At 70.8% G+C, this 14,585-nt stretch carries 15 protein-coding genes; 9 read left to right on the top strand and 6 right to left on the bottom strand.

The genetic code is table 11. The features are described 5' to 3' along the window. Nucleotides 1–139: 139 nt before the first annotated feature. The 6 genes from JOD52_RS13475 to JOD52_RS13450 form a co-directional block, all read right to left on the bottom strand. A complete protein-coding gene (locus JOD52_RS13475) occupies nucleotides 140–481 on the bottom strand; it encodes a DUF2516 family protein (protein ID WP_017824332.1) in 342 nt (113 codons plus the stop codon). Between the two features lie 57 nt (nucleotides 482–538). Next, the gene (locus JOD52_RS13470) at nucleotides 539–1,882 is read right to left on the bottom strand and encodes an FUSC family protein (RefSeq protein WP_204410535.1); all 1,344 of its coding nucleotides are present in this window, start codon (nucleotides 1,880–1,882) and stop codon (nucleotides 539–541) included. Beyond that, on the bottom strand, nucleotides 1,879–2,313 hold the full coding sequence (locus JOD52_RS13465; RefSeq protein ID WP_204410533.1) for a hypothetical protein: 435 nt from the start codon (nucleotides 2,311–2,313) through the stop codon (nucleotides 1,879–1,881). Before JOD52_RS13465 ends, JOD52_RS13470 begins: the two co-directional genes overlap by 4 nt. A 35-nt stretch (nucleotides 2,314–2,348) precedes the next feature. Further along, entirely contained in the window at nucleotides 2,349–3,488 is a 1,140-nt protein-coding gene (gene ygfZ / locus JOD52_RS13460) for a CAF17-like 4Fe-4S cluster assembly/insertion protein YgfZ (RefSeq protein ID WP_204410531.1), read from the bottom strand. Beyond that, nucleotides 3,481–4,152 (bottom strand): heme-binding beta-barrel domain-containing protein, encoded by a 672-nt coding sequence (locus JOD52_RS13455; RefSeq protein WP_204410530.1) that lies wholly within the window; start codon nucleotides 4,150–4,152, stop codon nucleotides 3,481–3,483. Before JOD52_RS13455 ends, ygfZ begins: the two co-directional genes overlap by 8 nt. Nucleotides 4,153–4,290: 138 nt before the next feature. Further along, nucleotides 4,291–5,040, bottom strand: a complete 750-nt coding sequence (locus JOD52_RS13450) for a hypothetical protein (protein WP_204410528.1) — start codon at nucleotides 5,038–5,040, stop codon at nucleotides 4,291–4,293. Nucleotides 5,041–5,172: 132 nt separating this feature from the next. Here JOD52_RS13450 and mshD point away from each other — a divergent pair, with 132 nt between their 5' ends. The 9 genes from mshD to JOD52_RS13405 all read left to right on the top strand — a co-directional run bounded on the left by mshD (nucleotide 5,173) and on the right by JOD52_RS13405 (nucleotide 14,489). Next, entirely contained in the window at nucleotides 5,173–6,075 is a 903-nt protein-coding gene (mshD, locus tag JOD52_RS13445) for a mycothiol synthase (protein ID WP_239551904.1), read from the top strand. Nucleotides 6,076–6,077: 2 nt separating this feature from the next. Further along, nucleotides 6,078–7,022 carry an NUDIX domain-containing protein gene (locus JOD52_RS13440; protein ID WP_204410525.1) on the top strand — a complete coding sequence of 315 codons (945 nt, stop codon included), beginning with the start codon at nucleotides 6,078–6,080 and terminating at the stop codon, nucleotides 7,020–7,022. Nucleotides 7,023–7,120: 98 nt separating this feature from the next. Next, entirely contained in the window at nucleotides 7,121–7,651 is a 531-nt protein-coding gene (locus JOD52_RS13435; RefSeq protein WP_204410522.1) for a DUF4190 domain-containing protein, read from the top strand. A gap of 266 nt (nucleotides 7,652–7,917) precedes the next feature. Continuing rightward, nucleotides 7,918–9,084 carry a phosphate ABC transporter substrate-binding protein PstS gene (pstS, locus tag JOD52_RS13430; RefSeq protein ID WP_204410520.1) on the top strand — a complete coding sequence of 389 codons (1,167 nt, stop codon included), beginning with the start codon at nucleotides 7,918–7,920 and terminating at the stop codon, nucleotides 9,082–9,084. Between the two features lie 142 nt (nucleotides 9,085–9,226). Then, the gene (gene pstC / locus JOD52_RS13425) at nucleotides 9,227–10,207 is read left to right on the top strand and encodes a phosphate ABC transporter permease subunit PstC (RefSeq protein WP_204411724.1); all 981 of its coding nucleotides are present in this window, start codon (nucleotides 9,227–9,229) and stop codon (nucleotides 10,205–10,207) included. A gap of 7 nt (nucleotides 10,208–10,214) precedes the next feature. Then, nucleotides 10,215–11,387 carry a phosphate ABC transporter permease PstA gene (gene pstA / locus JOD52_RS13420; RefSeq protein ID WP_204410518.1) on the top strand — a complete coding sequence of 391 codons (1,173 nt, stop codon included), beginning with the start codon at nucleotides 10,215–10,217 and terminating at the stop codon, nucleotides 11,385–11,387. Nucleotides 11,388–11,415: 28 nt separating this feature from the next. Next, on the top strand, nucleotides 11,416–12,201 hold the full coding sequence (gene pstB, locus JOD52_RS13415) for a phosphate ABC transporter ATP-binding protein PstB (RefSeq protein ID WP_204410516.1): 786 nt from the start codon (nucleotides 11,416–11,418) through the stop codon (nucleotides 12,199–12,201). 120 nt (nucleotides 12,202–12,321) lie between these two features. Further along, complete coding sequence (locus JOD52_RS13410) at nucleotides 12,322–13,149, top strand: ABC transporter ATP-binding protein (protein ID WP_204410514.1); 828 nt, start codon at nucleotides 12,322–12,324, stop codon at nucleotides 13,147–13,149. After that, nucleotides 13,146–14,489 carry an FtsX-like permease family protein gene (locus JOD52_RS13405; RefSeq protein ID WP_204410513.1) on the top strand — a complete coding sequence of 448 codons (1,344 nt, stop codon included), beginning with the start codon at nucleotides 13,146–13,148 and terminating at the stop codon, nucleotides 14,487–14,489. The genes JOD52_RS13410 and JOD52_RS13405 overlap by 4 nt, the downstream gene beginning before the upstream one ends. Nucleotides 14,490–14,585 lie beyond the last annotated feature (96 nt).

The following is a 14,585-nucleotide window of genomic DNA, read 5'->3' as shown; positions in this document are numbered from 1 at the left end:
AGCGCCCGTCCCGCAGCTGCGGGGCGGGCGCTCTTCGCTTGTTCGGTTGTGCCGGCGAGTGGACGCCGGTGGGCGTGTCAGGCTGCCCGAGCAGCCACTGCGGTCCACTCACCGAGCGGCGGGCCCCCGCTCGACCGAGTCACCAGCGGTTGCCCTGCGCCCTGCGCATTACGGACTTCAGGGCCGGGAGCACATCGGCCAGGAAGATCCCGGCGATCACGATGGCGATGATCATGAACAGCATCGAGGCACCGCCGCTGCCGATCGGGTAGGGCAGGGACAGGAAGCCCAGCAGCATCGCCACGCCCGTCAGCACGCACCAGAACGTCTTGGTGCGCTTCCCGGCGGCCACGTAGGCATCGGGCCGGAAGCGGATCGCGTTGGCGAAGGCCCACACCTCGACAGCCAGCAGGGCGAGGGCGAGCACGGCGAAGATCCACATCTGGATGAGGGCGATCATCGCGCCAGGATAGTCGGGCATGCCGCGTCCTCCCTGGCAGCGCGCCCGGGAGCGGCCAGCCACCGGGGCCGGGACGGGTCAGCGTCGTCGGGCGGGGTCCGAGCGGTCGGTGATCAGCAGTTCGAGCGCCTCGGTGGTAGCAGGCGGCTCCACCGCCTTCATCTCCCGGGTCAGCGGACGCGGCCCGATCGACTCGCCGTCGGCCGCGATCAGCAGGCTGGGCAGGAACCGCTTGGCGTCCTTCGCGTCCAGGCCCGTGGCCTGCAGCAGGTCGATCGCGAGGGACCGCAGCTGGATCACCAGGGTCACGCCCTCGAAATGGCCGGCGCGGCCGGGCCGCACCCCCTGATCGTTCTTCAGCAGCAGCTCGGGGGTGAGGTAGGAGCCGAACAGGCGCAGCGCGCGGCGGGCCGCGGTGAAGTCCACGTCGTCGTGCCCCACCGCGGCCCGCAGCTCGGTGATGGCGTCACGGCAGGCCAGCAGGGCATCGGCCAGGGTGGAGTGGGCGTCGCTCTCCACGGCGGTGAGGAACTCGACCTCGCGCCGGGCGATCACCCGCAGGTTCCTCATCGCGCGGTCCGATCCGATCAGCAGGTGCTGCAGGCGCTCCACCCCGGCGGCGTGCCGATGGGCGGTGGGGGAGTAGGTGGCCATCTCGTTGGCCGCCTCGTTCGCCAGCTTCCACTCGTCGGTGAAGGACTGGGACGAGTCCCGCACCGACTTGAGGGCGGCCTGCGCCACGCTCACGTCACCACTGCGGGCAGCCAGGGCCAGGGACACCATGGTGTCCTCCAGCTCCCGGAAGAAGCGGGTGGCTGCCTTGCGCTGCACCCGGCGGGGGTCCCCGGAGGTGAGCAGGTGGATCAGGATCGCCACGGTCACACCGGTGAGGGCATCGACCACCCGGCCCCCCGGGGTCATCCCCGGGGTGATCGGCATGATCATCACCAGCAGCGACTGGATGGTGACCTGGAAGCCGAACAGGTTCCCGGAGTCCAGCAGCCGGGCCAGTGTCCCGGCCACCAGGATCACCACGGCGATCTGCCAGGTGCCCGAGCCGATCGTGGAGCGGGCCAGCTCCCCCAGCAGCACCCCGATCATCACCCCGGCGCTCATCTCGATCACCTTGCGGATCTTCGTCTCGGTGCCGAACCCGATGATGATGAACGCGACGATCGAGGAGAAGAACGGGAACTCGTGCCCCCACAGCACATGGCTGACCAGATAGGCGAGCGAGGCGGCCACGGCCGCTCGACCGATCGACAGGGCATCCTGCCGGCCTCGGGAGGCGCCGGCGGTGAGCCGCTTCTCCAGTGCCATCCTCAGCAGCTCGGCGCGGGAGGTGCGGTGCCCGGTGGCACCGGAGCCACGGGGGGAGGGCGCGGACGGACGCGAGGACGGTGCGGGGGCAGTGGGGTTCACGGGCGCACCGGGTCCTCGAGCCGCATCTGCAGCAGCTCCTTGATCTCGAAGGTCTCGCCGTCACGCGCACCACGACCCACCGCCAGCGGTGCCGGGCTGGGCTCCGGGGTGGCGCCCTTCAGCCGCGACAGCAGGCCGCCGGGGACACGCAGCACGTAGAAGCGGCCCTCCTCGTCCACGGCGAGGGTGCGGTCGTGCTTGAGGTACCAGCCCGTCAGGGAGGTGCGGATGGTGCCCGTCCCGGTGAACGGCCGCGCCTGCAGGGGGATCGGCTCGATCCCGGCCGCGCGGTACGCCTCGATCGCCTTGGTGATGATCGCGGTGGCGCGCTCGTGCTCCTCACGCCGCTGTGCTTCCAGCGCGTTCTGCTGCGCCTGGATCACCTCGTGGCGCTTGCTGGTCCAGTCCTGCTGCTCGCCCTCGCCGTTCATGTGTCCATCATCCCAGCTGTGGGAGCGGTGCGGGCTCAGAGACGAGCAGTGGCCGGGCGCTCCCCGTGGTCACGGGGCAGGACGATGGGCTCCTGAGTGGCATCCAGCCAGGCATGGACCTCCGTGGCATCGGAGGGGTCCGGCACCGCCACGGACAGCTGCGCGTCCACCGGCACCGCCCGCTTGACCACCGCCAGGGCGATCGGCCCGAGGTCCACGTGCATCGCGGCACTGGTCACGGCACCGACCACCTTGCCGTCCGCACCGCCCAGGCGCACCTCGCCGCCGGGCGCGACGGACACGTCCTGCGATCCGTCCAGGTGCAGCATCACCAGGCGCCGGGGCGGCTGCCCCAGGTTCAGCACCTTGGCGACGGTCTCCTGACCGCGGTAGCAGCCCTTGGTGGTGTGCACGGCGGTGCGCAGCAGGTCCAGTTCGTGGGGGATGGTGCGGTCGTCCACCTCCCGCGCGGGGCGGGCGCGATGGTCGGCGATCCGCACCGCCTCCCAGGCGAGCATCCCGGCCAGGTGCTCCTCGCGCCAGGCCAGGGCCGACGCCTGCTGGGCGTCGACGACCGTGAGCACGGCACCGGCCGGATCCTCGGGATCGGGGCCGTAGGCCACACCGCCGGGTGCCACCTGGGGCCAGCGGTCGGACCACACGGCCACAGGTTCCGGCAGTTCCAGCGAGATCGCGTGGGTGGAGAGCACCTCGGCGGCGGGGGCGAGCGCGCCGAGCACCCGCAGGTCGTCACGGTCGGTGAGCTCCACGCGGGCAGCGAAGCGCATCATCTCCAGGTAGCGGCGCATGCCGGCGCGGCAGCCGGCATCCAGGATCAGCAGCACGGCGTCAGCAGCGGTGACCACCGCTGCGGCCACGTGCTCCACGCGCCCCTGGGGGGAGAGCACCGCGAGGCTCGCACTGCTGCCCACGGGAATGCCGGTGAGCACCTGGGAGGTGGTGGTGGTGAGCCAGGTGCGGGCGTCGGCCCCGCTGACCTCGAGCAGCTCCAACTGCCCCAGGTCCACCACGGAGCGGGAGTCCAGCAGTCGGCGCTGCTCACGCAGCGGTGCACCGTAGTGGGCAGGCACGGCGGCATCGGGGCCTTCACCGAGGACCGCTCGCTCACGGCGCAGCGGGGGCAGGGGTGCGGCAGTGCTGTCGGTATCAGACACGATCGAGCTCCAGGGAGAGGTAGGGGATCAGGCCCTCGCCCGGCCACTCGGGACTCTTGCCGTCGGCATCGGCGCCGGTGTGCTGCTCGGTGCCGCGGCGTTCCCACAGCCACATCAGGCGCCCGGAGATGTACCCGGCCATGCGGGTCTCGAGCACCCGGTTCGTCACGCCGTCACGACGGGCCAGCTGGATGCGCGGCCCGCGCACCTCCCCGACCCACGTCGACGCCTCGGCGGCGTCCTCCCCGGTGGTCGGGTCGATGGCGACGTCCAGTCCGTAGGAGAGCATGCCGGCGGGGCTGCCGGGGGCGGCCTCACGGGCAGCGGCGAGGTCCTGGCCGGGCAGCGGGTCGCCCACGGTCCACACCCCGCGCTCACGCATCAGCAGGCGCCGCTGGCCGGAGCCCTGCTGCGGCGCAGGTACGTCCTCGCGGGCGAAGACACTGGTGGGAGGCAGGGGAGCGGCCTCGTCCACCACGTACACCTCGGAGCGCCAGGTGAGCGTGCCGTCCTCGGTAGGGGTGCACTCCAGGCGCTGCTCCACCCGGCGGTCACCGGACTCGTCTCCGGGTCGGTGCAGGGCGCCGCTGCCCTCCCAGGTGCCCACCAGCCAGGCCAGGGGGTACAGGGAACGGGGCAGCGACGGATCGAGGGAGATCGGCACGGCGAGGACCTCGCGGGGTCAGCGGCCGAACAGGCGGGCCAGGACGAGCACCGCGAAGGCGAGGGTGCCGACGCCGACGAGGACCACCAGGGCCATGAAGAAGAGAGAGAGAGAGGACATGATGGCGAGTCTAACGGCTCAGGCCAGCAGGTTCACGGCCATCAGCGTCACCACGCCCACGGTGGCCACCGGTGCACCCGCCACGGCGAGCGATGCGGCAGGCTGTCGCGCCATCAGCGCCGAGCCCAGCAGCAGATGGGCGCCGCATGCGCCGACCGTGGTCACCAGTCCCGCCGCGGCCGCCGGGAGCAGCTCGATCCCGGCCAGTGCGCCGGCCAGGAACACGGTCAGTGCGGTCCCCAGCACGGTGGCCAGCACCACCCGTACCGCGGTGGGCAGGCCGGTGGCGTTCACCAGCAGCGTCACCGCGAGCCCGAGGGCGATCGCCGCCACCAGACCGGTGGCGGCCTTGTCCACGGCGGCGACCTGCGCCAGCACCCAGCAGCTGCCCAGGCCGGTGAGCATCACCCCGGCCACGGTCCCGGTGAGGGAGTCGGTCAGGCGGGTGCGCTCCCGCCGCATCATCTGGTGCACGAAGGACGCGAACACCCCGATCGCACACACGATGATCACGGCGGAGACCGCGCCGTCACGGCCCGCGATCAGCAGGGCGCCCACGGCCCCCAGCACACCGGTGCCGCCCACCGCGATCCGGGTGCCGAGCGGGGAGGGCAGCTCGAGCAGGGCGGGCCAGGCGATCCCCACCAGCGCACCGATCACGGCGACCGCCACGGCGACGAGGGTGGGGGAGTGGGCGCCGGTGAGGGCGACCAATGCCATCAGCAGCGCCAGGGCGGCACCCAGGGGGGCACGCTCGGGAGCGGTCATGGGGCGCTTCTCGCTCTCGGTTCCGGGGACCAGGCCGCGGCCGACGACGGGTTCGGGCGGGCGTTACAGTGTCAGTCTACGAGCGGCCGCCGGAACTGGCGGCATCATCGGCCCCGGAAGGACCCCATGATCATGTCGGATGCCCTCTCCTCGGAGGAGCGGGATTCCGTCGAGGCCCTGCTGGAGGCGACCAGTCGCTATGACGGTGTGTCGGCCCTCGACGAGCCCGCGCGGCTCGCGCTCTCCGGCCCCGGCGCCCGGCACCTGCTGATCCCCGCGGAGGAAGGTGCGGAGCGCGACCTCGCTGGAGCGGCCTCGGCCTACGCCTCGATCCTGCCCGACGGCACCGTGCAGGGCATGGTGCACCCCTCCGTGCGCCGGCAGGGCCACGGAACCGCGCTGCTGCGCGCCGCCCTGTCCGCGCGCCCCGATGCAGGGGTGTGGGCCCACGGCGCACTGGACCCCGCCCTCGAGTTCCTTGCCGCGAAGGGCCTGGAAGTCACCCGCCGGCTGCTCACCCTGCACCTCGACCTGGCCGGTGCCACATCGTTGCCGCCCGTGCCGGAGGCCCGGATCCAGGGCCTGGAGCTGGACTCGTTCGTGGCCGAGCGCGACGCCGATGCCTGGGTGCAGGTCAACGCCCAGGCCTTCGCCGACCATCCCGAGCAGGGTGCCCTCACCCGCGAGGACCTCGACCGCCGCACCGCCGAGCCCTGGTTCGATCCGGAGGACCTGATGCTGGCGCGGAAGAACGGGGAGCTGCTGGGGTTCGTATGGGTCAAGCGCGAACCCGCAGCCGGCAGCGAGCCCGTTGTCGCGGAGCTGTACGTGGTGGGCACGGCGCCGCAGGCCCAGGGCAAGGGCGTGGCCGGTCATCTGATCGGCGCCGCGCTTCACCGCCTGCGCGACACCGGCGTGCAGCGCGTGGAGCTGTACGTCGAGGCCGACAACACTGCGGCCCTGGAGCTGTACCGGCGCTGGGGCTTCGAGCTCGCCGCCGAGGACGTCCAGCTGCGCCTGCCGGAAGCGGGCTGAGAGTGCGCGTCGCCCCCGGGACCCCGCCGCCCGTGCTGGCCGCCGGCGTGCTCGCCTGGCGTGAGAAGTCCTCCCGCCTCGAGGTGCTGCTCGTGCACCGTCCCCGCTACGACGACTGGTCGGTGCCCAAGGGCAAGCTCGACAAGGGGGAGACCTTCCCCGCGGCCGCCGTGCGCGAGGTGGCCGAGGAGACCGGGTATCGGGTGCGGCTGCACCGTCCGCTGCCGGCGTCGGTGTACCTGCTGCCCGACGGTCGCACCAAGATCGTCCAGTACTGGATCGGGACCGTGCGTGCGAAGGCCGCGCCCGGCCCGGAGGACCCGGCCGAGGTGGACGAGGTGCGCTGGGTCCCGGTCGACGAGGCAGAGCAGATGCTCACCCGGCAGGGGGACCAGGTGCTGGTGGCCACCCTGCGCCGGTTCCTGGAGGACGAGACGCTGGAGACCGTCCCCATCGTCCTGCAGCGGCACGGCGCTGCCCTGCCCCGTGCGAAGTGGCGGAAGGGGGAGAAGTCGCGACCCCTGAACAAGAAGGGGAAGAAGCAGGCGCAGGCCCTTCCCGGACTGATCGACGCCTTCGATCCCACCCGGGTGCTGAGCAGCCCCTGGAAGCGGTGCCTGGCCACCGTGGAGCCCTTCGCCCGTATCGAGGGCCTCACCATCAGGACCAAGGACGAGCTCACCGAGGCCGGGGCGGAAGAGCACCCCTCCCGCACCGCAGCGGTGATCGAGCGGGTGCTGCACGAGGGGCGCGGCACCGTGGTGTGCACGCACCGGCCGGTGCTGCCCACGGTGATCGGCACCGTCAAGGAGTCCGCCGATCGCGGCGCCGCCCTGGAACTGCCCCGGGAGGACCCGTTCCTCGCCGCCGGGGAGGCCCTGGTGCTGCACACCACCTCGGCCGGCCGCGTGGTGGCTGTGGAACGCCACCTGCCCAACATCTCCTGACTCGGTAGCATCCTGCGAAGCCGCACCGTCGGGTGGCGGCATCAGGCGCGCCGGTGCCACCGGCGCCGCGCGAGCAACGCGACGAGCAGGGGAGAAGCATGTCGAACAACGGGGGGCACCAGTTCCCGGACTTCGGATCGCCCAATGGTGGGGACGACCCGTACGCACAGGGCGCGGGCCAGGGGAGGGACGGCTATGGGCAGGGCTCGGCCGGGGAGTACCAGGACCCGTACACGGATCCGTACGGCGGATCCTCGGCGATGTCCCCGTCCCCGCAGTACCAGCAGGATCAGCAGGGTTTCGCGGCCCAGGTCGACCAGGGCGCCCACGGTCACGGGTACCCGACCTATGCGCCAGGACCGCCGTCCTCCGGGATGGCCATCACGGGGATGGTGCTGGGCATCGCATCCATCGCGTTCTGCGCGGGCTTCACGGCGCCGTTCGGACTGGTCTTCTCGATCCTGGGGATGAAGGAGACGGCACCGAGCGCCGCGTCCCCCAAGGGCGGGCGGGGGCTGGCGATCGCCGGTCTGGTCACCTCGATCATCGGCAGCCTGATCCTGCTGCTGTGGGTCGCCTACGTCCTGCTGATCATCGTCGGTGTGGGCATGTCCAGTACCCGCTACTGAGCTCGCGCTGCCCCCGCCTGCGGGAAGCGCTGGTCCACGGGGCATGAGCCGATGCGACCTGCGCCACGGTCCTGCGGGATCGTGACCTGTTCGTATCCTTTCCCGACCTGCGTCCCTGCCTGCGGTTTCGGTCACAATCCGGCGGAGTTAACCCGTTGTTCACATAGTCGGGGGCGTGGCGTCACCTGCACTCCCTAGCGTCCCAGTCGACACACGTCGCAGATTCTTCAGGAAGCAGGGCCGACCCGGCCCCGAAAGGACTCACAGTGAACGTTCGCAAGAACAAGCTCGTCGCGCTGGCCGCGCTCGGTCTGACCGGTGGTCTCGCCCTCTCCGCCTGTGGCGGCGGCGACTCCGGCAACGGTGGCGACGGCGGCAACGCCGGCGGCGGCAGCAACGGCTCCGACGCCGGTGGCCAGGAAGGCGGCGCGGGCTACGCAGAGCTGACCGGCAGCATCGCCGGCTCCGGCGCCTCCTCCATGCAGAACGCACAGACCGCATGGACCGAGACCTTCATGGGCCTGGTGCAGGCCGAGGGCGGCGACGTCCAGGTCACCTACGACGCCACCGGCTCCGGCACCGGCCGTGAGCAGTTCCTGGCCAACGAGGTCAAGTTCGCCGGCACCGACTCCCCGCTGGACGAGGAGGAGCTGGCCGCCTCCACCGAGGTGTGCAACGGCGAGCAGGCGTTCAACCTGCCCGTGTACATCTCCCCGATCGCCGTGGTCTACAACCTCGAGGGCGTGGACGAGCTGAACCTCACCCCCCAGGTGATCGGTGAGATCTTCGCCGGCACCATCACCAAGTGGAACGACCCCAAGATCGCCGAGCACAACCCCGATGCCACCCTCCCGGACAAGGACATCGTCCCGGTGCACCGCTCGGACGACTCCGGCACCACGGAGAACTTCACCGAGTACCTCTCCGAGAACGCCCCCGAGGCCTGGACCCACGGCCCCATCGAGACCTGGCCCATCGACGGTGGCCAGTCCGGTGACGGCACCTCCGGCCTGATCTCCACCGTCGAGGGCGGCGACGGCACCATCGGCTACGCCGACGCCTCCCAGGCCGGCAACCTCGGCATCGCCAAGATCCAGGTGGGCGAGCAGTTCGTGGAGTACTCCGCCGAGGCCGCCGCCAAGGCCGTGGACGTCTCCCCGCGCGCCGAGGGCCGCGAGGAGAACGACATCGTGGTGGAGCTGGACCGCACCACCACCGAGGAGGGCGTGTACCCGATCGTCCTGATCTCCTACCTCGCGCTGTGCGGCTCCTACGCCGACTCCGCCGAGGGCAACGCGGTGAAGGCGTACGCCTCCTTCATCGTCTCCGATCAGGGCCAGCAGGTCGGTGCCGACAACGCCGGCTCCGCCCCGCTGTCGGACGAGATGTCCACGCAGGCCCAGGAAGCGATCGACGGCATCAAGGTCGGTTGATCCAGCGAGATACTCTGTGCCGCCGGGCCTTTCGGGGCCCGGCGGCACGGATGTCTCCCCCACCCCTCCGTGAGTTCCGAGGAAGGTCCCTGTGAGCACCACTGATGTCACGCCCGAGACCCCGGACGCCCCGCCCGTCTCCATGAAGCGCGGCGGCCGCAGGTTCGGCGACAGCCTCTTCTCGAACCTCAGCATCGGCTCCGGGCTGCTGATCTTCCTCACCCTCGCCGCGGTCGCCGTCTTCCTGACCCTGGAGGCGTGGCCGGCGATCCAGGCCAGCCAGGAGTTCGCCGGAACCGCGGAGTTCTCCCTCATCGAGTACACGGCGCCGCTGATCTTCGGCACCGTGCTGGCCGCGGCCCTGGCCCTGGTCATCGCGATCCCCATCTCGATGCTGATCGCCCTGTTCATCTCCCACTACGCACCGCGGAAGATGGCTCAGGGCCTGGGCTACATGATCGACCTGCTGGCCGCGGTGCCGTCGGTGGTCTACGGCCTGTGGGGCGGGATCTGGCTAGTGCCCAAGCTGGAGCCGCTGTACGTCTTCCTCAACAACACCTTCGGGGATCCGGACAGGGGCCTGGGACGCTGGCTGCAGTGGCCCGACTTCATGCCGTGGGTGGGCGGTGAGCCGATCATCGGCTTGTTCGCCGGTGAGCCCACCGCCCCGATGCGGAACCTGGCCTCGGCGTCGGTCGTGCTGGCCGTGATGGTGCTGCCGATCATCACCGCGATCGCCCGCGAGGTGTTCCTGCAGACCCCGCGGCTCACCGAGGAGGCCGCCCTGGCCCTCGGCGCCACCCGCTGGGAGGTCATCAAGACCGTCGTGCTGCCCTTCGGGCGCAGTGGCGTGGTGGCCGCTTCTATGCTGGGCCTGGGCCGTGCGCTCGGCGAGACCATGGCGGTGCTGATGATCCTGGCCCCCGGGTTCACGTTCTCCTGGCACATCCTCGAGGTGGGCCGTCACCAGTCGATCGCGGCGAACATCGCCTCCCGCCAGGCCGAGGCCTCCGGGGTCGACATGTCCCTGCTGATCTTCACGGGCCTGGTGCTGTTCGTCCTGACGTTCATCATCAACGCGATCGCCCGCGCCATCGTCGCCCGCAGCGGCCCGAAGAGCTGAGGTCACCATGAGCACCACGACCACCGATCCCGAGATCCCCACCATGATGCGTGCCAGCGGCGAGCGACGCCTGCCCTGGTACCACCTGGTGTTCACGGGCCTTGCCGGTGCGGCTGTCGCGGCCGTCGTCCTGCTGGCCTTCGACGCCTTCTCGATCCCGGCGCTGATGCTGCTGGGCTTCATCCTCCATGTGCTGTTCGGCTACGTGTACTCGTGGATCCGCGAGGGCCGCCGCTGGGCCATGGACCGCCTGATGATGCTGATCGTCATCGGTGCGTTCGCGCTGGCGATGTTCCCGCTGGTGTCCTTGCTGTGGGAGGTCCTCTCCCGCGGCGGTGCCCGCCTGATCCAGGCCTCGCCCACCCCGTTCTCGTTCTGGACCGAGGACATGTCCGGCATCGTCGGCGGTGCCGATGCCGGTGGTGTGCTGCACGCGACCGTGGGCACGCTGCTGATCACCCTGTGGGCCTCGATCATCTCCATCCCGATCGGGCTGTTCACCGCGATCTTCCTGGTGGAGTACGCCGATCAGGGCTGGCGGCGCGTGCTCGGCAAGGGCGTCACCTTCCTGGTGGACGTGATGACCGGCATCCCCTCGATTGTGGCGGGCCTGTTCGGCCTGGCCCTGTTCCTGGCGTTCCTGCCGGACGGCCAGCAGGGCGTGCGCATGGGCATCATGGGCTCAGTGGCGCTGTCGCTGCTGATGATCCCCACCGTGGTGCGCTCCAGCGAGGAGATGCTGCGCCTGGTGCCGATGGACCTGCGCGAGGCGGCCTACGCCCTCGGGGTGCCGAAGTGGCTGACCATCGTGCGGGTGGTGCTGCGCACCGCCGTGGCGGGTCTGACCACCGGCATCACCCTGGCGATCGCCCGCGTGATCGGCGAGACCGCGCCACTGCTGCTCACGGTGGGCATGGTGACCTCGATCAACTGGAACATGTTCGACGGTCGCATGGCCACGCTGCCCACGTACATCAACCAGCAGTACCGCAACGGCAGCGCGAACTGCATGAGCGATACGGTCACCAACCCGATCAACCAGGAGGTGTACGCCTGCTCGATCACCACGAACATCGATCGTGCCTGGGCGGCGGCCCTCACCCTGATCATCATCGTGATGGTGCTGAACATCATCGCGCGCCTGGTCAGCCACTACTTCTCTCCGAAGATCAGCCGCTGAGCCGGCGTCCCCAGCGAAAGGAACCACGATGGCCGCACCTCTGCCCATCACCGTCGAGGACCTGAACATTTACTACGGCGACTTCCTGGCCGTGGAGGACGTCAACGTCCAGATCATGCCCCGCTCGGTGACCGCGCTGATCGGCCCCTCCGGCTGTGGCAAGTCCACCTTCCTGCGCACCCTGAACCGGATGCACGAGGTGATCCCCGGCGCCTACGCCAAGGGCAAGGTGCAGATCGACGGCGAGGACATCTACGACCCCCGCGTGGACCCGGTGAACGTGCGCCGCCGCGTGGGCATGGTGTTCCAGAAGCCCAACCCGTTCCCCACCATGTCGATCCGCGACAACGTGCTGGCGGGCGTGAAGCTGAACAGCTCCCGCATCTCGAAGGCGGCGGCCGATGAGCTGATGGAGTCCTCGCTGCGTGGCGCCAACCTGTGGAACGAGGTGAAGGACCGCCTGGACAAGCCGGGCCTGGGCCTGTCCGGTGGTCAGCAGCAGCGTCTGTGCATCGCCCGCACCATCGCGGTGAAGCCCGAGGTGGTGCTGATGGACGAGCCGTGCTCCGCGCTGGACCCGATCTCCACCCTGGCGATCGAGGACCTCATCCACGAGATGAAGCAGGACTACACGATCGTGATCGTCACCCACAACATGCAGCAGGCGTCCCGCGTCTCGGACCGCACCGGCTTCTTCAACATCGCCGGCACCGGCAAGCCCGGTCACCTGATCGAGATCGACGACACCGAGAAGATGTTCACCAACCCCACGAACAAGCAGACCGAGGACTACATCTCCGGTCGCTTCGGCTGACCTGCCCGACCAACCGGCGCCGGTGTGACATCAGCGTGCGACCACGGTCTGACATCGGCCCCGGGAGATCGCTCCCGGGGCCGACGCGCGTCCGGGGCCCTTGCGGCCAGGCTGGATGCCATGAACATCGCACCCCTGACCGACACCCGTCCTACCGGGCCCGTGCACTCCACGGGCCCCGCCGCCCCCGTCACCCACGATCTGCACCACGCCCCGGACGTACCGATCAGCGGCCCCGTGCCCGTGCTCAGCGCTCGTCGGCTGGTCAAGTCCTACGGCGAGAAGGGCACCGGCACGTTCGCCCTGGACGGCGTGGACCTGGACGTGGCCCGCGCCGACTCGATCGCCGTGATGGGGCCGTCCGGCTGCGGCAAGACCACTCTGCTGCACACCCTTGCCGGGATCCTGCGCCCCACCTCCGGCACCGTGCTGCACGACGGCACGGACCTCGCCTCCCTCCCGGACCGCCGACGCACTCGCCTGCGCCGCAGCGTCTTCGGCTTCGTCTTCCAGGACGGGCAGCTGCTGCCCGAACTGACCGCAGTGGAGAACGTGATGCTGCCGCGCATGCTGGGTGGGGTCTCCCGCCGGGCAGCCTCGAGCGAGGCCCGCAGCTGGCTGGACCGGCTGGGCCTGGACGGGATGCACGACCGCAGGCCCGGCCAGCTCTCCGGTGGCCAGGCGCAGCGAGTCGCGATCGCCCGCGCCCTGGCCGGACGCCCGTCGGTGGTGTTCGCCGACGAACCCACCGGCGCCCTGGACCAGACCACCGGCCAGTCCGTGCTGCAGGTCCTGGTGGAGGCCTGCCGGGAGTCCGGTGCGAGCCTGGTGATGGTGACCCACGACCCGACCGTGGCCGTGGCGTGCCGCCGCACCGTCGCGATGCGTGACGGTCGCATCGACCGCGAGTTCCAGCGTCCCCAGCAGAACACCGGGGGTGCCCGATGAACGCCCTGATCACCTCCGCCCCGCTGCTGCTGCGCCGCCGAGGCGCACTGGCCGACGCCCTCCCGGTGATCGCCTTCACCGCCGCCACCGCCATCATCGCCACTGTGATCGGTGGTGCCGCCGCCTTCGCCCGACGCATCCCCGCGGACCTCACCGGTCCCGTGAGCGCCGAGGCCCAGCTGATGCCGTTCCTGATGCTGTGTGCGCTGTTCGCCTCCGTGCTCCTGATCCCGAGCGCCGTGGGCCTGGGGGGTTCCGCAGCCCGCCTGTCCCTGGCCCGCCGTGAGCGGGATCTGGCCGCCATCCGCCTGGTGGGTGGGACCACCGCGCAGGTGGGCGGGACCGCCGTGCTGGACCTGGCCGCGCAGGCCCTGCTGGGGGCGGCCGCCGGGGTGGTGGTGCACATGCTCGCCGCCGCACCGCTGACCGCACTGGACTTCGGGATCACCCCGTTCACGGTGGGTGAGCTGCTGATGCCCTGGTGGGCCTACCCCCTGCTGATCGCGGGCGTGGTGCTGCTGGCCGCGGCCTCCGCCGCGGTGTCGCTGACCGGTGTGGTGCTGAGCCCGCTGGGCGTGGCCCGGGACTCCCGGACCGTGCGGATGTCGGTGCTGAGGCTGCTGATCTGGGGTGCGCTGATCATCGGCTTCCTCCTGTTCATGCAGATCATGCCGATGATCGACTCCCAGGGCTCGAACCTGGGGATGGTGATCGCGATCGGCTTCGTCGCGGCCATCGTGGCCGGCATGAACGTGGCGGGCCCGTTCCTGGTGTGGGTCGCGGCTCGGATCGCTGCAGCCCTCGCACCCGCACCGGCGCTGCTGGTGGGTGCGCGCCGCCTGGCCGCTGATCCCCGCGCCGGGTGGCGTGCGGTCTCCGGCATCACCTTCGCGATGGTCATCGCCGGGTTCCTCACCATCATCGCCACCATCGAGCCCTCCACCCCGGATGACCAGATGCTGGCCACTGCCCTGCACACCGGCGGGATGCTCACCCTGGGCATCGCCGCAGTGCTCGCGGCGGTGGTCACCGGGGTCACCCAGACTGCTCGGGTGATCGACCACGCCCCGCAGATCCGGGCCCAGCACATCGCCGGCGCGGAGGTGTCCCAGCTGCACCGGGCCCGCCTGGCCGAGATCACCCTGCCGGTGCTGCTGAGCTCGGTGGTGGCCACGTTCACCGCGTTCCTGGTGCTGCTGATCGTATTCGGTGGCGGCGCTGCGGATCCACGCACCGTGATCCTGTACTTCCTGGGCGTGTTCGGGGCATATGCCCTGGTGGTTGCGGCGGTGCTGGTGTCGGCACCGCTGGTGCGGCGGGCAGCGCTGCGCACGGCATAGGCCAGGCTTTCCGGGCGCGCCCCCGGGGATGGGGGCAGTGATGAGTGGACGCCAGTGGCTGCGAATGACGGTGAACGCAGCCACCGGCGTCCACTC

The sequence above is a fragment of the Brachybacterium muris genome (assembly GCF_016907455.1).
Taxonomy (GTDB): Bacteria; Actinomycetota; Actinomycetes; order Actinomycetales; family Dermabacteraceae; genus Brachybacterium; species Brachybacterium muris.
This window is presented reverse-complemented; position numbering and strand designations above follow the sequence as displayed.

Bases quoted from the DNA above. Each gene is read 5' to 3' on its own strand.
- pstB (WP_204410516.1), top strand. From the start codon at position 11,416: ATGGCCGCACCTCTGCCCATCACCGTCGAGGACCTGAACATTTACTAC.
- JOD52_RS13410 (WP_204410514.1), top strand. From the start codon at position 12,322: ATGAACATCGCACCCCTGACCGACACCCGTCCTACCGGGCCCGTGCAC.
- pstA (WP_204410518.1), top strand. From the start codon at position 10,215: ATGAGCACCACGACCACCGATCCCGAGATCCCCACCATGATGCGTGCC.
- pstC (WP_204411724.1), top strand. From the start codon at position 9,227: ATGAAGCGCGGCGGCCGCAGGTTCGGCGACAGCCTCTTCTCGAACCTC.
- JOD52_RS13450 (WP_204410528.1), bottom strand. From the start codon at position 5,040: ATGACCGCTCCCGAGCGTGCCCCCCTGGGTGCCGCCCTGGCGCTGCTG.
- JOD52_RS13475 (WP_017824332.1), bottom strand. From the start codon at position 481: ATGCCCGACTATCCTGGCGCGATGATCGCCCTCATCCAGATGTGGATC.
- JOD52_RS13405 (WP_204410513.1), top strand. From the start codon at position 13,146: ATGAACGCCCTGATCACCTCCGCCCCGCTGCTGCTGCGCCGCCGAGGC.
- mshD (WP_239551904.1), top strand. From the start codon at position 5,173: ATGTCGGATGCCCTCTCCTCGGAGGAGCGGGATTCCGTCGAGGCCCTG.
- JOD52_RS13465 (WP_204410533.1), bottom strand. From the start codon at position 2,313: ATGAACGGCGAGGGCGAGCAGCAGGACTGGACCAGCAAGCGCCACGAG.
- JOD52_RS13435 (WP_204410522.1), top strand. From the start codon at position 7,121: ATGTCGAACAACGGGGGGCACCAGTTCCCGGACTTCGGATCGCCCAAT.